This window comes from Vibrio sp. M250220 (genome assembly GCF_036533795.1).
Lineage (GTDB): Bacteria > Pseudomonadota > Gammaproteobacteria > Enterobacterales > Vibrionaceae > Vibrio.
In genome coordinates, this window is the sequence record NZ_JATABI010000048.1 from 1 (window position 1) to 19,033 (window position 19,033).

Below are 19,033 nucleotides of genomic sequence, written 5' to 3' on the forward strand. Positions count from 1 at the left end.
CCACAATTAGGGCACATGAAGCCATTCTCCCAGCGCAATGAAAATAAGCGTTTCTGACATTGTTCTTCTGTGCCATAAAGACTTAGAAATCGAGGAATAGAAATCCCACCTTGGAATTGAATCTGATTCTTTGGCATACCAAACCCTCCTATAACAATACATTAAGTATAGACGCTTTTAGTATGGCTGAAAGTCGGGGGTAATCACATTAGGTTACCTGCATTGAACCCAGATGGCTCTATGCATCAGATACTTATCGAGCGCCTAGAAACGACATTACAAATGGCGAAGGACAACCCAGACGCCTTAATTGTGTTGACCGGTGGCGTGCCTAAAAATCATAAGACCGAAGGTAAGCTAATGGCTGACTGGTTAATTGAAAAAGGCATCAAGAAAGAACGAATTATTGAAGAAAATTACGCGACCAGCACGGTGGGTAATGCGCTCTTTAGTAGCTATGCACTAGCGCGCCACAATATTCAACATGCGACTATTATTAGCTCCGCAAGTCACGTTCGCCGTGGTCAAACTCTATTTGAGATTGCTAGTTGGCAGACTGGTCCACAAGACATTACTTTTGATACGGTCAGTTACCCAGACAAGCCACTTAAAGAGCTTGAACAAGCCAGTAACAGTGAACTCCTTGGAATCTATCGCGACGCTTTAAGAACATATGGTATGTGGAGCTATCGTTCATACCCACTTGAATCACGTTAAGCCGCACGGACGCTAAAGAGCCTCTTTCGGCTGGTTTTTTAATGCCCATACGCTTAACGCCACCCCCTTTGATAATGAACTGAGTGAGAAACTCTGCCGCCTGGGGGGAATCTCTTCAATACGCCAATCTTGGTAACCCAGTTCACTCTGAGTTGATTTACTTGAATTGAACACGCGACAGAGGACTTGGTGGCTGCTACTTGCCATTGAACTGTGCTCGATACTGTTGTGGTGACACTCCAACAAGACGACGAAAGTGATGGCGTAAGGTCGTCGCATTTTCAAATCCAGACATGTTCGCGAGTCGCTCGATTGAATGTGCCTCTCCCTCTAACAGCCCTTTTGCGCGCTCGATACGTTGTTGAGTTAGCCACTCTTTAGGCGATAGGTTGAAGCTGGCGCGAAACTTACGGTCAAAAGTGCGTCGTGACATATTGGCTTTGTCAGCTAGGGTGTCAACCGTGATGCTTTTATCAAGCTGACTATTGGCCCAGTCGATTGCGGCTGAAAACTGATTGGGTACTTCTAACATAGGGGTTTCGACGAACTGTGCTTGTCCACCTAAACGGTGAGCCGAGATCACCAGTCGCTTTGCCACTTGATTGGCAATGTTATAGCCGTAGTCGCTACGAATTACAGCGAGGCCAAGGTCGAGTGCTGCCGCGCTTCCCGCAGAACATCCAATGTTGTCGTCAAAGACGTAAAGCACATCTGGCTGATAGTGAACGAGAGGGAATTGCTGGCGAAACTTCTGCTCGTACATCCAATGTGTGGTTGCTGTTTTTCCATCAAGCAAACCTAATCGTGCTAGTAAAAATGAGCCAGAACATAGTGTGAGTACTTGCTTACCTTCTTGTATGAACAAGGTGATCTGTCGGTTGATTCTATCAGGAATCGGGTAATCCCAAGTGGGCCATCCAGGAATGATCAGCGTGTCGTAAGATTGCAGAGACTCAACGTATTGAGCGCGAAACAGCAAGTTTCCAGTGGTCTGAATGTCGCTGTCTTGCAAATTGACAACGTCAGTTTGGTACCAGTTTTCGAACTCAGGTCTTGGTAGAGCAAACAATTCTATCGCACACGACATTTCGAACAGAGTGACATGTGTATGGGCGAGGATCGCGACTTTTTTCATCTTCATTCCTTGAGATAACCAGCTTGGCTGAAAATTAACGATAACTGTCTTTTACGCCAATGTCACCTGCTACGATTTGACGGCAAGATAGTATTGTCATCAATCACACAAGGAGTACGTAATATGTCGAGTACAGTATCAAGAGTGGCGGCGGCGAACAGCCAAGAGGCGTTGGCTCATTTTGAGCAACGACTAAAGTTTGAAACAGATTGCTGGGATGTGCACCACGCGTTGACCAATGGATTACAGGATTTTGTCTTAGTCGATGTCAGAGCGGAAGTGCTGTTTGAACAAGGACATGTGGACGGGGCGATCAGCATTCCGCATCCAAGGCTCAATGAGAAGCGCTTGGCTGAGTTTCCATCAGAGACGTTGTTTGTTGTCTATTGTGCAGGACCACACTGCAATGGGACGGAAAAAGCAGCGATACGATTGGCTAAGTTAGGACGGCCGGTCAAGAAAATGATTGGTGGTGTTACGGGTTGGTTAGATGAAGGGTTTGAACTTGTTCCCTGCTTGGTTGAACAGCAGTAAACATGCAGCCAATGCATAGTGGAATTGACCAAATGTCATTGCGCGTCGATCCTTACACTTCGCGCTCTTTTTAAACCCACGCTGAGAATTTGAATCATGTTTTCTCAATCACTTTTCGCTCAGCTTGTGAGAATGAGCTTGTTGCTAATATTGTCTCTGATTGTTGTTCACCACTCTCCAACTTTGTTGGATCTGTTGGCACAACAAGCCGTTGATAGTGGTTGCCACCAGGCATTAGGCGATCAAGCCAGCCATTCTCATGATCATCATCACTAAGGTACTGCGATGAGTATTTTTCGATTTCCCGTTATGGTTTGGCTAGGTGTTGCCATTCTGATTATCTGTCTAGGGATTAGACAATCTTTCGGTATCTTTATGATGCCAATTTCTGAACATTTTCAGACAGGACGCGAATTTTTTAGTTTTGCCATTGCGTTGCAAAACTTATTATTTGGCGTGTTTCAACCGGTTGTTGGCATGGCATCAGATCGATATGGTGCTAAGCGCATCATTATCCTTGGTGCCATCGCCTATGGCTTAGGTTTATACCTGACCTCTATCGCTATGGAGCCTAGCTTGCTTTACCTTTCTCTTGGGGTATTGGTGGGCTTAGGTTTAAGCGCAACCAGTTATGTGATTGTTTTGGGTGCTGTCGCTAAAGTCGTGCCTGCTGAACATGCCGCTAAAGCGTTTGGCCTGACTACGGCGGCGGGTTCATTTGGTATGTTTGCCATGATTCCAGGAGCACAAGCTTTGCTAACGGATTTTGGTTGGCAAGCCGCGCTTCAAGCTTTTGCTCTTTTGTGTAGCACTATGATCGCGTTTGCACTGTTTATGAAAAGCAGTATGCCGAAGCAAGCTACGTCCGTCGGCAGTGTTGAAGAGAATCAGACGCTGAAACAAGCATTGCAAGAGGCGTTTTCTCACAAGGGGTATTGGTTGATCCACCTTGGCTTCTTTGTTTGTGGTTTTCACGTTATGTTTATCGCCACTCACCTGCCAAGCTACCTTGCTGACAAGCAATTACCGGCTTCCGCAGCCGCAATGGCTTTGGCGTATGTGGGTATATTTAACATCTTTGGCTCCTATTTTTGGGGAGTAATGGGTGACCGATTTAATAAGCGTCATGTAATGGCTGCGCTGTACATCATGCGTACCTTGGTGATCGGAGCTTTTGTAACCTTGCCTGTTACTGAACATACTGCCGTTATATTTGGTGGGGCAATTGGCTTTTGTTGGTTGGGAACCGTGCCTTTGACGTCGGGGCTAGTGCGCCAGATCTTTGGAGCCAAATATCTCTCCACCCTGTACGGCTTGGTATTTTTTACTCACCAAGTAGGGAGTTTTTTGGGGGCTTGGGCTGGTGGCCGTATTTACGATTACTACGGCTCCTATGAGCCAATCTGGTGGTCGACTGTGGTATTGGCTTTTGCTGCTGCGCTGATTCATCTGCCAATTAATGATAAGCCAGTACAACGTTATGCCGTTGCGTAATAAATGAAAATAGTGAGTCCGTTTTAATCAAACTTCGATTATGATGGACTCATTCTAATTCTCATCTTTGTTATTTATATGTTCGCTGAATGGGTCTCGTCAGAAGCATTGATTGCTGCTTTTCTTATCTTTTTGGGGTCGTTTGTTCAAACGGCGATAGGATTTGGTTTAGCGATTGTTGCTGCGCCACTGTTGATTTTAGTTTCACCTGATTATGTCCCCGCGCCTATCTGTTTGGTGGCTCTGTTTATTTCAATACTCAATGCACTTAAACATCGTGCGAGTGTCGAGATTGGTGGTCTAAAAATGGCGTTGATAGGGCGAGTTCCGGGGTCTATTGCTGGTGGCGTATTGTTAGTCATGGTGTCCACTGATGTGATGACACTCTGGCTCGGGTTATTGGTGTTGTTCGCGGTGGTGGTGAGCCTGCTCCCATTCCGTATCGAGCCGACGCCAATGCGAATGGGCGTCGCTGGCTTTTTCTCCGGTTTTTTTGGCACGAGTTCAGCGATAGGCGGCCCTCCAATGGCATTATTGCTGCAACATCAGGAAGCGAATCAACTACGAGGCAATCTTTCTGCGTTTTTTGTCTTTAGTTCGTTTATCTCATTGCTTATTCAAATGCCGGCAGGGTTTTTGACACTCCATCACCTCTGGATCAGCGTGCCACTCATCCCAGCGGCTTGGATCGGTTACAAGCTCGCTCAGTTGACGACTCACTCATTGCCAAAAGAGAAAATTCGTTTTGGTGCGCTATTGTTGTGTAGTATCAGCGGCGCAACCGCAGTCTGGCAGGGTTTGTCTTAAACTGTTCATGTTAGGTTAAGGAACGATCCTGATACTGGTCGCTAGTAAGGAAGGCACGTTCAAGCTCATTTTATACACCCTTCCTAGTACTGAAGTACGATGATTGCTCAGTGGCTAAGGTTTTTCACAAAGGAGAGAGTCAGTGTTAAGAACACTTGGAAACATAATTTGGTTCCTATGCGGTGGTATCGTCATGGGTTTAATGTGGTGGTTTTTTGGATTGCTGGCGTTTATCAGTATTATTGGCATCCCTTGGGGACGAGCGTGTTTCGTTATGGGCAACTTCTCTTTCTTCCCGTTTGGGCAAGAAGCTATTGCTCGTGATGAGCTGACTAATGAGACAGATATAGGTACCAGCCCGTTGGGACTGGTGGGTAATATCATCTGGTTTGTTTTCGCCGGTATTTGGTTGGCGATAGGACATATCATGTCCGCAGTTGCCTGTTTTATTACCATCATTGGCATTCCTTTCGCGCTCCAACACTTAAAGTTGGCGTACATTTCTCTCGCGCCAATTGGTAAAACCGTTGTGCCGAAAGAGCAGGCTGCGTTAGCAAGATACTCTAAGTAGCAATTAGCCTGTTGATGGCGTAATTGAAGAAAAGATCCCTAATGGGATCTTTTCTGTTTTTGGCGATTATTAGGCGAAAAGTCGAACCAGAAACCGCTCAAACTTTATTCATTCAGTGCGGGGGATGAGTTAAGCAAATGATTGCTTAGGTTTTTTTATGGTCAAATCTGAGCAGTGGATACTATCTGTTGCTGCCCAAGCATGAAGAGAGTACACGCATCACGCATCAGGTTGATTGGCTGGTGCAGTGAGCGACGATTAGTACGCCTTGATACCAAAAGGTTTTAGTTTAGCTGGCAGCACTTCGTCCAGCTTGTCTATCTCATCAGGGAACACCTCTATTAGTGCAAAATGATGCTCCTCATAGATGGCTCTAATTTTATGCTGCTGTTTTTCTGGAGTTGTCGCGTTGTCGTCACCCCAATATTGAAGATAGACTTTTCCGGTTGGCAGATAAAAATCACTCAGTACATCTTGTTCAATCGGTAGCTGACGGTCATAGGCATGGACGACACCATTCATGTAAAGCCAATTATCGATGATCAGTTCTGCTTTAGAGCGCACATAGTGCCCGTCTAGCGTGCGATGCTTAGCTTCGAACTTTTGTCTGAAACTCGACAACGATTTGTCCGTAGCGTGCGCTTGGGCATCTTGCCCTGAGAACTCAACAACTGACTGTCTCAAACGTTTGTTGCGAACAATCGAGTCATGCCAAACGACAAAGTGTTGCTCACGCTCTTTGTCTTCGCGCTGATAACCGCCTACAGTGAGACCAGACGCAGTGACATGCCAGCCATTGTCGCCCTTGGTGATCCAACCCAATTCCTGTAGTAACTGATTGACCTTTTTTGCGCTGAGAGAAAAGCGTTGACCAATTTGGGTGGCGCTCATGGTTTTACCGCTGGTGGCGGTGGAATCGATAAGGAGGTTTTCTGGCCAAACAATAAACTGGCCAAATTTAGTATGATCGATGTACTCACCACCAAATTTAATCCCAAGCTCTGTCAGAACCCAGCCATCATCTGAGCGATTGATATACCCTGCAACTTTAAGGTCGCTAAACAGCTTCTTAGCATCCATTTCACGTTGTTTTGCCAAGGCGGTGGTAGAGATTTTGTCTGACATTCTATTCTCCTTATCATTGATGCTATTGTTAAATCAAAGCCCCGTTTAATCAAGAAGATATAGGAAAATAATAGACTTGCTGTCGACAATGTAGTGCGCTAAAAAGTGTCCGTTAGAGCCTGATGGGAGTTGCACAGAGCCAAGGAGGAGAGTCCCTCCTGACTCACTATTGATAGAGTATCCCGTCAACCATTACGGCCTGGCTTTGGTAGTCGTCATCCAGTATGGTTGCGGCCGCACGGAAATGGGGCTGGAGCATTCCAAGATCGTCGCAATGAAGCGCTTGAGCTGGGTAGGTTGCGGCCATTTTTAACGCTTCTTCTTCGTCAATTCCCCATCGGATGACATTCGCCACTGATTGATCCATGCCAATATGGGCTCCCGCCAAACTGCCTCGACTGTTAACCAGTTTATTGTTAACTACCTTGATCGTTTCTCCATCGAGAACAAACTGATTGGTTTTGCTACCCACTGTCGCCATTGCATCCGTAACGATCAGCAGTTTCCCTTGTGGCTTCGCCTTGTGAGCAAGCATTACGTTTTGAGGATGAACATGGATCCCATCAGTAATGATCGAGCACCAGCTATGATCTGAGTAGAGTGCTGTACCAACCACGCCCGGCTCGCGACCTTCTAAGGGAGACATTGCATTAAACAGATGGGTAAAACCATTGATAAGCAAGCGTTTTTCATCTGGCAGTTGAGCCGCTTTGGCGTTGCTGTGACCACATGACAGAATAACCTGATGCTCTTTCATCCACAGTAGTGCGGAGCGGTCGATATTTTCTATCGCGGCGGTGACCAGAACCTTGCCTTGTTTAGGCCATTGGAATGATTCGAGTTGCTCTACCGTTGGTGAGTAAAACAAGTTGGCATCGTGCGCCCCTTTCTTCTCTTTATTTAACCACGGCCCCTCTAAATGAACACCCAGCACACCAGCAACCGACTCATCCATCGCCTGCTGCGTGGCGTTGAGGGCATGTTGAATATTTTCAGGTGTCGAGCTAATGAGTGTTGGCAGTAAATAGGCAGTACCATGTTTTCTATGGGCTTGACATATGGTTGCCATTCCGAGTGTTGTAATGTCATTGTTGAACATCACATCGCCACCACCATTAACTTGTATATCGATAAATCCAGGGGCGATTAAACCCGTCGGGAAATGTTGATGCTCTATTTCATTAGGCAATTCACCAATAGGGAGTATCGAGGCTATCTGGTTTTCCTCCCAGACTAAGGCGCAATTATAGTGGTAGTGATTTCCATCGAAAATTCGTGGTGCAGATATCGCTTTAAGCGTCATGATTTACTCTCCAAACTGAAATGCAGCACCAAGTAAGCAGGCGTCATAATCGCCTTTGGCTGCCACAACAGGCACTTGAAATACCGCTGGACGACGTTTTATCGCTTGATCGACACGAGCAATATAGTTCTTTGCCAGCCCGATGCCGCCCCCTAAGACAATGACATCGAGATCCAAACATGCTTTTAAGTTACAGCATAGTAGTGCAATGGCTCGTGCGCTTTGGTCAATGATCGCTTCGGTGTCGGCATTGGTCTGCGCTTGTTCGAACAGTTCAATGTTTGATACTGGTGAGGAAAAGCGTTGTTCGCTCGCTCTTTGGATAGCGGTTCCGGAAGCGATAGCTTCAACACATCCCATTTGACCACAGCCACATTTAGGGCCGGTTAGAGATACTGACATATGTCCTATATGTCCAGCGAGTCCGGACTGACCTTGATGCAATTTCCCATCGATTATAATCCCACCACCCACTCCGGTTGATACAGTAATGAACGCCATGTTTTTCACTTGATCATCCAACTGAGTATATTCGAACCATGCAGCGGCCTGTGCGTCATTCAGCATTTGAACAGGCAGTCTGACGTGTTTTTCTATAGCCTGAACTAAAGGAAAGGGAGCGGGAAAGGCGAGGGTATCGGGATTAATGGCACTTATTCCCAGCTCAGTCACTAAACCTGTGGTTGAAATCCCGATATTGTCGCACTCTTTTACCCAATCACTGCTGCTCGTGAGTAGAGTGTGGGCAAAGAGATCGACATCGTTGACAAGCGGTGTCGAGATTTGTCTACGCTCAATTAACACGCCTTGTTCAACCAGCCCTAAGGCGATTTTTGTCCCTCCGATGTCGATTGCTAATGTGCGCATTCCTTTGCTCCTGCTGCCTGAGTGGCTGAGTTAAACCATTGAGTGACGATTTCAAGACGAGTGATAGCAGAACCGACCGTCACTGCCGTTGCCCCACACTCAATGGCTTTAGCCGCTAACTCAGGTGTGTTGTATCGTCCTTCTGCCATTGTAAAGAATCCAGCTTGTGAAAACTGTTTGACTAACTGCAAATCTGGTTCTGTTGGTTCAGTCTCTCCAACGTAACCCGATAATGTTGAACCGATTATTTCCACTCCTTGTTGATGAGCCCAAGCACCATCTTCAAAACAAGAACTGTCAGCCATTGCGATACAACCTGAATTTTTGATGGCTTGAGCGATATGTTCTCTGCTTTCAGGACGTGGTCGATCAGTGGCGTCGAATGCGATGATCGTTGCCCCAGCGTTAGCTAAGTCATCAACGTCACTGGCAAAAGGTGTGATGCGGACAGGACTGTCCTGCAAGTCACGTTTCACTATTCCAATAATTGGTACACTGACGGCTGCTGAGACTGCTTTGACATTTTTTACACCCTCGATACGAAATGCCTTAGCCCCGGCTTGTTCAGCTGCAACCGCCATGGCGACGATAAAATCGGTGTTTTCTAAAGGACTGCCTACCACTGGTTGTATCGATACTACGGTTTGACCGAGCAGAGACTGCTTTAATTCATTGATACTTATACTTTTTGTGTTCACAACGGGCCTCGTAACTTGAGTAATGCTAGTGCGGAGTGAAGGAGAAAGAAACCGTCACAATTCGTCCAATCAGTGTGCCAATTGATATGTCTGGCGAATTTTTGTCCGCGATCACATTTTGTAAAAAGTTGATTTGAAAATAATCTTCATGGCAATAATAATCCATGACGAAGATTTTTTTCAAACAAAATAAAAGTTTTTTTTGAAAATGGTGAAACCAGGTATAAATCGTATAAAAAGGGAACAATATGAAAGCCATCAATAAGATTACTCTCGCTCTGCTGGCCCTAAGCTGTGCCACTAGTCTACAAGCCGCTACAACACTGAAAATGGGGATGCAAGCCTCAGTCGGCTCTGTGGAGTACGCTTCAGCGAAACTCTTGGCGGACACCATGGAGGAGATGAGTAAAGGCGAACTGAAACTCGCTCTTTATCCGAGTGCACAGCTTGGTGATGACCGCGCGATGCTACAGCAGTTAAGCATGGGTGATTTGGACATTACTTACGCAGAGTTTGGCCGCATGGGTCTTTGGATTCCACGTGCTGAAGCCGTGACACTGCCTTATGTTGCGCGTGATTTCGAACATTTACGCCGTATGTTCGATTCAGATTTTGGTATTGGAATCCGTGAAGAGATGCTGTCCAAGTTCAACTGGCGCGCTCTCGATACTTGGTACAACGGCACTCGCGAAACCACTTCTAACCGTCCTCTTAACTCAATTGAAGACTTCAAAGGTCTGAAATTACGCGTACCTAATGCTAAGCCAAATCTAAACTACGCTAAGTTGTCTGGTGCATCACCAACACCAATGGCGTTTTCGGAAGTTTATTTAGCCCTTCAAACGAATGCGGTAGATGGTCAGGAAAACCCATTACCAACGATCAAAACGATGAAGTTCTATGAGGTTCAGGGCAACCTTGCGATGACCAATCACATTGTCAATGACCAGATGGTGATCATCTCGGAATCCACTTGGCAAAAACTGTCTGACAAAGAGAAGAAAATTGTCGAAGACGCGGTGATGAAAGCTGGTGAAGCGCATACGGCTTCAGTTAAGAAGCAAGAAGCGGAATTGGTTTCATTCTTTGAAGAGCAAGGGGTTAACGTGACATATCCCGATTTAGCGCCTTTCCGTGAAGCGATGCAGCCACTCTATGCTGAGTTTGAAGATAAGGTGGGTCAGCCTATCGTTAAGAAACTCGCGGCTATGTAAGAGAGTAGCGTTAGCTATTTTCGTTTGTTCGGGCTGGCCGTAAAGGCCAGCCATGGAGCTCAAGATGTTACGTAAGATAATTAATAATATTGAAGAGATCATTACCGTACCTTTGATGGCTGCTTTGCTAGTGGTTCTGACATGGCAGATAGGTACACGCTGGTTGCTCAATGATCCTTCCCTTTGGAGTGAAGAACTCGCCCGGGTTCTGTTTATGTACATGTCGCTGATTGGTTGTGCCATTGCCATTAAACGCAGCACTCATGTCAACATCACTTTCTTTTCAGACAAACTGCCAGAGAAAGCTCGCTTGTGCTTGGTGTTATCGCTTGAGCTCGCGGTTCTGGTGTCGATTTTTGCCATTATTGTATTGGGTTATCAGCACGTTCAGCGCACAGCTTTCTTTGAGTTGATCACGCTTGGAGTGTCGAGCAGTTGGATGAACTACAGCTTGCCAATTGGTGGCGTGTTTATGGTGTTCAGACAGCTGGAGAAAATGGTTGGTATTGGTAAGCAATTGTTCAACTGCAGCCAATCAGTATCTTCCACAGATTCGCAAATAGCTCAGCGGTAGGGATTCCATATGGCGGGTTCAATTTTTGGCTGGCTAGGGCTGCTATTTGCAGGAATGCCAGTAGGTTTTTCTCTTATTTTCGTTGCCTTAGTATTTTTGGTTTTAACCAATAGTACAGGGATAAATTTCGCTGCTCAGCAGATGCTGAGTGGTATCGATAATTTCACTTTGTTGGCGGTGCCTTTCTTCGTTTTGACGGGGCACTTAATGAACAGCGCCGGCATTACTGAGCGAATTTTCAATTTTGCTAAATCCATGGTCGGTCATATAACAGGTAGCCTTGGTCACGTAAATATCATGGCAAGCTTGTTGTTCTCAGGTATGTCAGGGTCAGCATTGGCAGATGCTGGTGGCCTAGGACAGTTAGAAATAAAATCCATGCGTGATGCAAAATATCACGATGACTTTGCCGGTGGTCTTACGGCGGCTTCTTGTATCATTGGTCCATTAGTTCCCCCTTCTGTCCCTTTGGTGATATACGGAGTGGTATCCAATACGTCCATCGGCGCTTTATTCCTCGCAGGTGCTATTCCCGGTCTATTATGTTGTATTGCGCTAATGACGATGAGTTACTTCATCTGTAAGAAGCGTGGCTATATGACGTTGCCTCGCGCGACTCGAAAAGAGCAGCTGACGTCATTCAAAGAAGCTTTCTTATCACTACTTACTCCGGTAATCATCATTGGCGGTATCTTTTCAGGTAAGTTCACTCCGACGGAAGCCGCGGTAGTCTCTTCTCTGTATGCGCTTTTCCTTGGTACTGTTGTTTACAAGCAGCTTACCCTGGGTGGTTTTGTTGAGATTCTTAAAGAGACGGTAAACACGACTGCAGTTGTCGCTCTAATGGTAATGGGTGTGACTGTATTTGGTTGGATCGTTGCCCGTGAACAGTTACCGCAGATGTTGGCTGATTACTTCCTGACAATCAGTGAAAACCCGTTGGTGCTGCTGCTACTGATCAACTTGCTACTACTATTCCTTGGTACCTTTATCGAGTCATTGGCGCTGTTGCTACTCTTGGTTCCATTCCTTGTTCCGGTTGCTGCGGCGGTTGGTATTGACCCAGTTCACTTTGGTGTAATGGCAATCCTGAACCTGATGATCGGCATTCTTACTCCACCGATGGGCATGGCACTTTACGTGGTATCCCGCGTGGGAGATATCCCATTCCACGTTCTGACTCGCGGTGTTCTACCGTTGCTGGTTCCTCTCTTTATCGTATTGGCGCTTGTTGCTGTATTCCCACAATTTACTCTGCTGTTGCCTGAGCTAATGCTTGGTTACGGACAGTGATGACAATTTGAAGTTAAGGTAATTAAGATGAAAAAACTAACTGGCCTGATTGCTGCTCCACACACTCCTTTTACCGTGGACAACAAGGTGAACTTTGCTGCAATTGATCAAATTGCTCAACTGTTAATTGAGCAAGGGGTAAAGGGCGCTTACGTTTGTGGTACTACCGGCGAAGGCATACACTGTTCAGTTGAAGAACGAAAAGCGATCGCAGAACGTTGGGTTAAAGCGGCAGATGGCAAACTTGACCTGATTCTGCACACCGGCGCTTTAAGTATCGTTGATTCCATTAACTTAACAGAGCATGCTGAAACACTGGATATTTTGGCGACCTCGGCGATTGGGCCTTGTTTCTTTAAACCTAGTAGCGTCGATGATTTGGTCGACTATTGCGCTCAGATAGCGGCGGCGGCACCTTCAAAGGGCTTTTATTACTACCACTCGGGTATGTCAGGGGTAAATCTGGATCTTGAGCAGTTCCTGATTAAAGGTGAACAAAGGATCCCAAATTTATCTGGTGCCAAGTTTAATAATGTCGACCTTTACGAGTATCAACGTTGTGTCCGTGTTTCTGGTGGAAAATTTGACATCCCATTCGGTGTCGATGAGTTCTTGCCTGCGGGTTTGGCGGTTGGTGCAGTCGGTGCCGTGGGCAGCACCTATAACTACGCTGCGCCGCTTTACCTCAAGATTATTGAAGCATTTAACCAAGGTAAGCATGACGAAGTGGCGGCATTGATGGATAAAGTTATCGCCATCATCTGTGTTTTGGTTGAATACGGCGGCGTTGCTGCAGGTAAAGTCGCGATGCAGCTGCATGGCATCGATGCCGGAGATCCTCGCCAGCCGATCCGCTCTTTAACTGCCAACCAAAAAGCAGACGTAAGCTCTAAGTTACGCGACGCTGACTTCATCTAAAAAAATAATAGGGAGGTTCGCCTCCCTACTTTGTCTTAATCATCTGGAGATTATTATGCAGGGGATCTATCTTCCTTTGATGACGCCGTTTTCTAGTCAAGGCGAGCTTCAACTTGAGAAAATACCAGCGATGGTCGAACATCATATCCGCCAAGGAGTGAACGGATTCTATATAGGAGGAAGTTCGGCTGAGTGCTTTATGATGAGCGTGCAAGAGCGGCAACAAGTACTGGAAGCGGTTGCCAATGCAAACCAAGGGCGTGTGGCTTTGATTGCTCATGTTGGGGCGATTGCATTGTATGAAGTTAAAGCCTTGATTGATCGCGCTGTGGCTTGTGAATATGATGCGATCTCTGCGACACCACCGTTCTACTACGGCTTTGGTAAGGCAGAGGTTGAACACTATTATCGCACCATTGCTGGATATTCCCGTCTGCCTTTGTTGCTCTACAATATTCCGGGTACAACAGGCGTTAACTTCAGCCACCAAGAACTGATTGATTTGTCGAAGCTTGATAATGTTATCGGTATTAAACATACCACCAACGATATGTTTTTTATTGAACGCTTGCGCCATTGCTTACCAGATAGCTGTATCTTTCATGGCGAAGACACTATGCTGGTGAATGGTTTGCAAATGGGAGCCAGTGGCGGCATTGGTAGCACCTACAACGTAATGTCGAAACAGTATGTCGAGATCTATCAAGCGATGTGTGCAGGCCAAGTCACACAGGCGATGGCGGTACAGAGACGAGTCAATCGTATGACGGAAGTTTTACTCGAGGTCGGTGTTTATCAGGGCATAAAATATGCGATGGGTGAACTGGGTGTTGATTACGGAGTATGCCGTGAACCATTTCTACCCCTTGATGGGGCCAGCAAACAAAAAATAACCGATGCAATTGAAAGGTTTGATTTCAATTAGCTTATCGCGAGATAACACGATTCTTGGTGTTCAAGAGGCACTGAGTTTGATACTTTTATCCTAGCCAAATAAATCTGAAGAGGCCGTAGTGAATTCGCCTAAAAATCTACTGGTTCGATTACGTTCAAACATCGAACCTTTGAGTAAAAAATTGACACTGGTTGCGGATTACGTACTTGAAAATGCACATGATGTACAGTTTCAGACCATTACTGAGCTTGCTCGTAATACCCAAACAAGCGAAGCGACGGTTGTACGTCTGTGTCGTGATTTGGGATATAAGGGCTATTCTGATTTCAGAATGGCGCTTGCTGTCGACCTCAGTCAGACCGCAAGCCAAAATCAGCCTCAAATGGAGGGGGATATCTGTGATATTTCGGCTCAAAGTGCCGTTGATAGTTTGCAAGATACTGCCAAGCTGATTGATCGTAAATCATTGAGTCGTATCTGCGAACTGGTCCATAAGGCTCAGTTTATTGGCTGTGTTGGTGTGGGTGCATCGAGCATAGTGGGGCGCTACCTAGCGTATCGATTGGTACGTATTGGTAAGAAAGCCATCATGTATGAAGATACGCATTTAGCGGCGATGAGTGCAGGTCGCAGCAGTGCGGGCGATTTGTGGTTCTCGGTATCAAGCTCTGGTTCAACCAAAGAAGTGATCCATGCCGCCAGTCAGGCACATCGTCGTAATGTTCCTGTTGTCTCTTTAACAAATATCAGCCATAGCCCGTTGTCGGCAATATCTGATGAGTTGCTTGTAGCAGCACGACCAGAAGGCCCACTCACTGGAGGGGCGTTTGCTTCAAAAGTTGGCGCTTTGCTGTTGGTTGATGCGCTGATTAATACTTTGATTGATAGCTATCCCGAATATACTGAGTCGGTATTGGAAACGGCTGAAGTTGTTCTTCCGTTGATGAACAGTTAGTATCTTTCTGATATTAAACAACTAATTTTAAAGCTCACTATTTTGTGGGCTTTTATTTTTTCATTTGGTGAAAATATTTTTCATTAATCAATAATGTGTTCGATATATAACCAATGTTGGCCAGAGGCTTGGCTAATTTGTCACTCGCTGACGCAGCCAGTTCGGCGACCATCGATAAGGAAATAACAATAATGAACATTAGAAATCATCTCTTTTGATTAGCGGGGAAATAAAACCTGGGCTAAGAACCGCTGAAGTGAAGCAGTATCAGTTTACCCAAATGCAACCATGGCAAAGTATGCACGAGCTTCCTGCGCCTAGATCAGGGAAGGTTCAGGAGGGGGTTGCCGAAGCGTTTGCGGGACGAAGTAATGGTGTGATTATTGTGGCTGGCGGAGCCAACTTCCACGGGGCAAAAGCAGCGTTTGAAAATGGCAATATGTTTGCTCATAACGGTTTTGGCAAAGCATTTAACCCAGAGATGTATGTCCATAAGGATGGCCTATGGCAAGAAGTTAATGGTCTTCCTCAAGGTATCGCCTACGGGGCGTATTTTGTAGGTAGCCAGAATAACTTCAACAACCACCAATGGTATACGCATAAAGGGTAAACGAAGCACTACAGCAATAGTATCTAGCGTTTTGACGGTATCAATTGGCACAGCGAGAGAGCCTTGTCCCAAGGTGTTGCTTATGGTGTCTCTGTCTCCACGGGTGATACGTTCTATCTCCTAGGTGGTGAAAGTAAGTTGGGAGAGGCGCAAACTCGTTGCTATGCGTTGAGCTGTCAGTAGTGAGACTTTATTGAAAATTGAGGGCAGGTGTAAAGTACGGCTGCCCTTCTTCAATACCAACACGCTTTGTTGAAAATAATCATTTAGTTAATGGCTCACTATGTTGCTCAGAGCGTCAGTCAGACTTTCGCTTCCGCATAATAAACACATATAACCCACCAACTAACAGCCCCCAAAGCGTCGAGCTAATACCAAGTAGACTCATTCCTGAAAGAGTAACCAAGAAGGTTAACAGGGCTGGTTCACGTAGATTGTCACTCTGAAACGCAGTTTGCAAACACATCAGTAATGTGCCGAGTAGGGCGAAGCCCGCCAGCATATAAGTGATTTGTTGTGGAAGTGCTAAGAATAAGGCAACAACGGAAGAGGCGAGTATTCCTGCGACCAAGTAGAAGCCCTCCGCCCACAAGACCGCTTTATAGCGCACATTTTTATCTCTATCGACGTCTTCAGTCATACAGAGTGCGGCTGATATAGCCGCGAGATTGAGACTGAATCCACCAAATGGAGCCGATAGGAGATTGGTTATCCCAGTACCGAGCAGTATGGGTTTGACCGGCGCTTGATACTGATAACTTCTCATCATGGCGATACCCGGCAAATTTTGTGAGAGCATGGTGTACTTAGGCACAAAACGTTTGCTGACAATATAAGCCGAAAACATTGCTCCAAAGATGATAGGCATGGTCATGACAGGCTCAAATGCTTTCACACAGAAAGGCAGTAAGATTGCCGCCAACATTGCGGTTGCGAGTGGAGAAGGAATACGTTGCAGTGCTTTGGAAAGGGGCGAAATTAAACCAGTTACAAATATCAGTAGTCCGGTTACAGCAAAGGTCGCGACTAGCGCTGGTAACGAATATTGCGACGCGGAACTGACCAATATCGCCGCTTCAGGTATCGACCAAGCCCTACGATTGCCACTCTTTGGAAAATTGCGAGTGGTTTGGAGACCTCTTTTTCGGCTTTTTTGCCAACGATCCTAATTTGCAGTCACCGGATAGGGTGTTTCCTGAAGATCCGCGCATGAAGGTAAAAACGTTGTTCCCATACAAAGAAGATACCGGTCTTGAAGTATTCGAGATTACTTTGTCCCAACATCATCAACAGATGTCTGATGCACACAGTGCTGGAGTCGTTGAGCATGTACATGTAATCAAAGGTGAAGCGAGGATTTACTTCGATCAAGAATGGCATTCGCTCAAGGAAGGCGAAAGCTTACGCTTTTACAGCGAGCAGCCTTATGGCTATCAAGCTGTCTCGGAGAGTATGGTTTTTCACAATATTGTCTGCTATCCGAGGTAATGAATGTAGTGTAGGGAAGTGCATGTCCACTTCCCGTTAACATTCCTGAAAGGTATTCAAGACCACTTGATTGCGGCCAAAGCCTTTAGCTTGATACAAGGCTTTATCGGCTCGGCTTATCGTACTGTGTGAACTAATTTGGCTGTCGGTGATACCAATGCTAATGGTATAGCTGATATCAGACTCATCCAGTTCTACGCGTGACTGTTCCACCATCTGACGTAGCAGTTCACATTGTTCATAGGCGTGGTTTTCATCATTGGCATGAAACAAAATACAGAATTCCTCGCCACCATATCGAGACAGGCTGAGTGAACCTGGCTTTGGAAAACAACGCCTCATTAAATCGGCGGTATGATAAATGACTTTGTCACCGTCTAAGTGACCGATGTTGTCATTGATGGTTTTAAAATGGTCGATATCAATCATCGCAAGGTACAAACCATGACGCTCAATGTTATGTTCAATGTGCTCCGTCAGCGCCAACTTGTTGTCTAGGTGTGTCATCACATCACTATTTCGTAGCTGTTGGTGAAGTATTAGGTTAGACAAGGCGATTTCAGAGTAATCTCTGATCATGGTCAGTATCGTGCGGTAGGTTGGTATATTGGCATTGATGTACATCACTGCAATTAAGTTGTCTTTGTCAAACAACGGGATCGTATAGTGTCGAGACGTGATGTGCAGTTTCTTTGCAAGTGGATCGACATATTGCCTTGTTGTGTAACTCATCGAACTCGGAGAAAAGCGCTTAGCCAGAGTAGAGTCAGTCAGCACGACTTTTGTATTGCCATGATAGTCTATCGTGGTGAAGTGTCCGTAGTCCGAATTATAAAAACATAGCTGCATTCCTTTGTGGTGACAGAAACGATCCAGCACGGCTTTTAAATAGCGTTTAAAGTCCGCCAAATTTTCTCGGTTATTCAATTGTGCAAGACTTTTGTTGAGTTGATACGTGAGATAGTTAATCGCGACTGCTAACAGCATCAGTGAGGCAATAACAATAGCAGACAGCGCAAACTGATAAGAAGTGGCTAAGATATTGGCTCGATCGGTACCCGCGATAAATACCCAGTTATGTTTATTATCAGCACTAAAGACGGACATCTTATACTGACCTTGGTAATAATATTCATACTTGCCGAAATAGAGCCCACTACTGATCAACTCACTAATGCCAGCAAGGTAACTGATTGATGGTGTACCTAGTCGCTTTGGATCTGGGTGGAAAACCAGCCTTCCGCTAACGGTGTCAACGACAAACACATATCCACTGTCTAATGTCCGCAGAGCACGCAAACTTTGTGTGGCAGATCTGAGGTCAAATTCTATCCAAATTTCGCGATACTCATCCGGTATATACCTGACGGCAAATACCCATTGATTGGACGCTTTAGGGTAGATAGAGGACACGGTGAATTTTGTAGAGATTTCATCCAGCGGTTGCCAAACGATATCCGAGTGTTGCTCTGAATAAGTCGCTTTGTGCTGTATTGATTGATATTTGGTGTGCTGCTTATTTCTGTAAATGATATCACTGTAAGCTGGGGTATATTTGAGAATACGTTGAGCTGTAGAGACAAAATCCTCCTCGTTAGACGAATCCGCTAAGAGAAACAGTTTACTGGAGGCTGCTTCGAGTTGTGAAGATACTAAGTCGGAAGCGGTTTTTATATTCACAAATGATTGCTGGTAAGCATTGTATTCCGACTGTTTAAGTTGCTGAAAAGCAGCATAGACCATACCTATAACTAATAGAATGATGTACGGTCTTAAGGTTCGAATTACCAACTTGGGTAATGCCATGGATTGCCAACTGATGTTTTAGGGGAACG

Annotated in this window: 19 protein-coding genes and 4 pseudogenes; 14 read left to right on the forward strand and 9 right to left on the reverse strand. The window is 45.7% G+C overall.

Features of this window, described 5'->3' with window-relative positions; genetic code table 11:
* Nucleotides 1–137, reverse strand: a 137-nt coding sequence (locus QTN94_RS15665; RefSeq protein WP_331428214.1) for a transposase, incomplete at its 3' end; no start/stop codon positions are given.
* Between the two features lie 62 nt (nt 138–199).
* On the opposite strand from QTN94_RS15665, the pseudogene QTN94_RS15670 reads away from it, so the two are divergent.
* A pseudogene (locus QTN94_RS15670) lies at nt 200–717 on the forward strand (YdcF family protein); the annotation flags it as partial.
* A gap of 196 nt (nt 718–913) precedes the next feature.
* On the opposite strand, the gene QTN94_RS15675 reads toward QTN94_RS15670, so the two are convergent.
* Entirely contained in the window at nt 914–1,852 is a 939-nt protein-coding gene (locus QTN94_RS15675) for a helix-turn-helix domain-containing protein (RefSeq protein WP_331416811.1), read from the reverse strand.
* Nucleotides 1,853–1,975: 123 nt separating this feature from the next.
* Here QTN94_RS15675 and QTN94_RS15680 point away from each other — a divergent pair, with 123 nt between their 5' ends.
* The 5 genes from QTN94_RS15680 to QTN94_RS15700 all read left to right on the forward strand — a co-directional run bounded on the left by QTN94_RS15680 (nt 1,976) and on the right by QTN94_RS15700 (nt 5,258).
* Nucleotides 1,976–2,386, forward strand: a complete 411-nt coding sequence (locus tag QTN94_RS15680; protein WP_331428199.1) for a rhodanese-like domain-containing protein — start codon at nt 1,976–1,978, stop codon at nt 2,384–2,386.
* 96 nt (nt 2,387–2,482) lie between these two features.
* On the forward strand, nt 2,483–2,662 hold the full coding sequence (locus QTN94_RS15685; protein WP_331428200.1) for a hypothetical protein: 180 nt from the start codon (nt 2,483–2,485) through the stop codon (nt 2,660–2,662).
* A gap of 9 nt (nt 2,663–2,671) precedes the next feature.
* Nucleotides 2,672–3,880 (forward strand): MFS transporter, encoded by a 1,209-nt coding sequence (locus QTN94_RS15690; protein ID WP_331416814.1) that lies wholly within the window; start codon nt 2,672–2,674, stop codon nt 3,878–3,880.
* 78 nt (nt 3,881–3,958) lie between these two features.
* Entirely contained in the window at nt 3,959–4,687 is a 729-nt protein-coding gene (locus QTN94_RS15695) for a sulfite exporter TauE/SafE family protein (RefSeq protein WP_269375809.1), read from the forward strand.
* A gap of 142 nt (nt 4,688–4,829) precedes the next feature.
* Nucleotides 4,830–5,258, forward strand: a complete 429-nt coding sequence (locus tag QTN94_RS15700; protein ID WP_138972674.1) for a YccF domain-containing protein — start codon at nt 4,830–4,832, stop codon at nt 5,256–5,258.
* A 258-nt stretch (nt 5,259–5,516) separates the two neighbouring features.
* On the opposite strand, the gene QTN94_RS15705 is transcribed toward QTN94_RS15700, so the two are convergent.
* From QTN94_RS15705 to QTN94_RS15720, 4 genes are all read right to left on the reverse strand, one after another.
* Nucleotides 5,517–6,383 (reverse strand): glycerol kinase, encoded by an 867-nt coding sequence (locus QTN94_RS15705; protein WP_331428201.1) that lies wholly within the window; start codon nt 6,381–6,383, stop codon nt 5,517–5,519.
* Nucleotides 6,384–6,549: 166 nt separating this feature from the next.
* Nucleotides 6,550–7,686, reverse strand: a complete 1,137-nt coding sequence (gene nagA, locus QTN94_RS15710; RefSeq protein ID WP_331428202.1) for an N-acetylglucosamine-6-phosphate deacetylase — start codon at nt 7,684–7,686, stop codon at nt 6,550–6,552.
* 3 nt (nt 7,687–7,689) lie between these two features.
* On the reverse strand, nt 7,690–8,553 hold the full coding sequence (locus QTN94_RS15715; RefSeq protein WP_331428203.1) for an N-acetylmannosamine kinase: 864 nt from the start codon (nt 8,551–8,553) through the stop codon (nt 7,690–7,692).
* A complete protein-coding gene (locus QTN94_RS15720; protein ID WP_443088799.1) occupies nt 8,541–9,251 on the reverse strand; it encodes a putative N-acetylmannosamine-6-phosphate 2-epimerase in 711 nt (236 codons plus the stop codon). Before QTN94_RS15720 ends, QTN94_RS15715 begins: the two co-directional genes overlap by 13 nt.
* Nucleotides 9,252–9,499: 248 nt before the next feature.
* On the opposite strand from QTN94_RS15720, the gene QTN94_RS15725 reads away from it, so the two are divergent.
* The 6 genes from QTN94_RS15725 (at nt 9,500) to QTN94_RS15750 (ending at nt 15,100) form a co-directional block, all read left to right on the forward strand.
* A complete protein-coding gene (locus tag QTN94_RS15725; protein WP_331416818.1) occupies nt 9,500–10,465 on the forward strand; it encodes a sialic acid TRAP transporter substrate-binding protein SiaP in 966 nt (321 codons plus the stop codon).
* A gap of 64 nt (nt 10,466–10,529) precedes the next feature.
* Nucleotides 10,530–11,039, forward strand: coding sequence for a TRAP transporter small permease (locus QTN94_RS15730; RefSeq protein WP_443088800.1), 510 nt, complete (start codon nt 10,530–10,532; stop codon nt 11,037–11,039).
* Between the two features lie 9 nt (nt 11,040–11,048).
* Complete coding sequence (gene siaM / locus QTN94_RS15735) at nt 11,049–12,332, forward strand: sialic acid TRAP transporter large permease SiaM (protein ID WP_331428204.1); 1,284 nt, start codon at nt 11,049–11,051, stop codon at nt 12,330–12,332.
* 27 nt (nt 12,333–12,359) lie between these two features.
* A complete protein-coding gene (locus QTN94_RS15740) occupies nt 12,360–13,250 on the forward strand; it encodes a dihydrodipicolinate synthase family protein (protein ID WP_331428205.1) in 891 nt (296 codons plus the stop codon).
* 55 nt (nt 13,251–13,305) lie between these two features.
* Complete coding sequence (locus tag QTN94_RS15745) at nt 13,306–14,175, forward strand: N-acetylneuraminate lyase (RefSeq protein WP_331416823.1); 870 nt, start codon at nt 13,306–13,308, stop codon at nt 14,173–14,175.
* Between the two features lie 88 nt (nt 14,176–14,263).
* Nucleotides 14,264–15,100, forward strand: a complete 837-nt coding sequence (locus tag QTN94_RS15750) for a MurR/RpiR family transcriptional regulator (protein ID WP_331416824.1) — start codon at nt 14,264–14,266, stop codon at nt 15,098–15,100.
* 52 nt (nt 15,101–15,152) lie between these two features.
* Here QTN94_RS15750 and QTN94_RS15755 read toward each other — a convergent pair whose 3' ends face one another.
* Nucleotides 15,153–15,299: a hypothetical protein gene (locus QTN94_RS15755; protein WP_331428206.1), complete on the reverse strand. Its 147-nt coding sequence runs from the start codon at nt 15,297–15,299 to the stop codon at nt 15,153–15,155.
* Nucleotides 15,300–15,314: 15 nt separating this feature from the next.
* On the opposite strand from QTN94_RS15755, the pseudogene QTN94_RS15760 reads away from it, so the two are divergent.
* Nucleotides 15,315–15,668: pseudogene (locus tag QTN94_RS15760) on the forward strand (N-acetylneuraminate epimerase); the annotation flags it as partial.
* A 340-nt stretch (nt 15,669–16,008) separates the two neighbouring features.
* On the opposite strand, the pseudogene QTN94_RS15765 reads toward QTN94_RS15760, so the two are convergent.
* Nucleotides 16,009–16,803: pseudogene (locus QTN94_RS15765) on the reverse strand (benzoate/H(+) symporter BenE family transporter); the annotation flags it as partial.
* Between QTN94_RS15765 and QTN94_RS15770 the strand changes: the two are divergent.
* Nucleotides 16,789–17,198: pseudogene (locus QTN94_RS15770) on the forward strand (cupin domain-containing protein); the annotation flags it as partial. The pseudogenes QTN94_RS15765 and QTN94_RS15770 overlap by 15 nt on opposite strands.
* A gap of 36 nt (nt 17,199–17,234) precedes the next feature.
* Here QTN94_RS15770 and QTN94_RS15775 read toward each other — a convergent pair.
* Complete coding sequence (locus QTN94_RS15775) at nt 17,235–19,004, reverse strand: sensor domain-containing diguanylate cyclase (protein ID WP_331428207.1); 1,770 nt, start codon at nt 19,002–19,004, stop codon at nt 17,235–17,237.
* Nucleotides 19,005–19,033 lie beyond the last annotated feature (29 nt).

Excerpts from the sequence above, each read along its gene's own strand:
- QTN94_RS15675 (WP_331416811.1), bottom strand. The coding sequence starts at position 1,852 with ATGAAAAAAGTCGCGATCCTCGCCCATACACATGTCACTCTGTTCGAA.
- QTN94_RS15680 (WP_331428199.1), top strand. The coding sequence starts at position 1,976 with ATGTCGAGTACAGTATCAAGAGTGGCGGCGGCGAACAGCCAAGAGGCG.
- QTN94_RS15685 (WP_331428200.1), top strand. The coding sequence starts at position 2,483 with ATGTTTTCTCAATCACTTTTCGCTCAGCTTGTGAGAATGAGCTTGTTG.
- QTN94_RS15690 (WP_331416814.1), top strand. The coding sequence starts at position 2,672 with ATGAGTATTTTTCGATTTCCCGTTATGGTTTGGCTAGGTGTTGCCATT.
- QTN94_RS15695 (WP_269375809.1), top strand. The coding sequence starts at position 3,959 with ATGTTCGCTGAATGGGTCTCGTCAGAAGCATTGATTGCTGCTTTTCTT.
- QTN94_RS15705 (WP_331428201.1), bottom strand. The coding sequence starts at position 6,383 with ATGTCAGACAAAATCTCTACCACCGCCTTGGCAAAACAACGTGAAATG.
- nagA (WP_331428202.1), bottom strand. The coding sequence starts at position 7,686 with ATGACGCTTAAAGCGATATCTGCACCACGAATTTTCGATGGAAATCAC.
- QTN94_RS15715 (WP_331428203.1), bottom strand. The coding sequence starts at position 8,553 with ATGCGCACATTAGCAATCGACATCGGAGGGACAAAAATCGCCTTAGGG.
- QTN94_RS15725 (WP_331416818.1), top strand. The coding sequence starts at position 9,500 with ATGAAAGCCATCAATAAGATTACTCTCGCTCTGCTGGCCCTAAGCTGT.
- QTN94_RS15730 (WP_443088800.1), top strand. The coding sequence starts at position 10,530 with ATGTTACGTAAGATAATTAATAATATTGAAGAGATCATTACCGTACCT.
- siaM (WP_331428204.1), top strand. The coding sequence starts at position 11,049 with ATGGCGGGTTCAATTTTTGGCTGGCTAGGGCTGCTATTTGCAGGAATG.
- QTN94_RS15740 (WP_331428205.1), top strand. The coding sequence starts at position 12,360 with ATGAAAAAACTAACTGGCCTGATTGCTGCTCCACACACTCCTTTTACC.
- QTN94_RS15745 (WP_331416823.1), top strand. The coding sequence starts at position 13,306 with ATGCAGGGGATCTATCTTCCTTTGATGACGCCGTTTTCTAGTCAAGGC.
- QTN94_RS15755 (WP_331428206.1), bottom strand. The coding sequence starts at position 15,299 with ATGTTCATTATTGTTATTTCCTTATCGATGGTCGCCGAACTGGCTGCG.
- QTN94_RS15775 (WP_331428207.1), bottom strand. The coding sequence starts at position 19,004 with ATGGCATTACCCAAGTTGGTAATTCGAACCTTAAGACCGTACATCATT.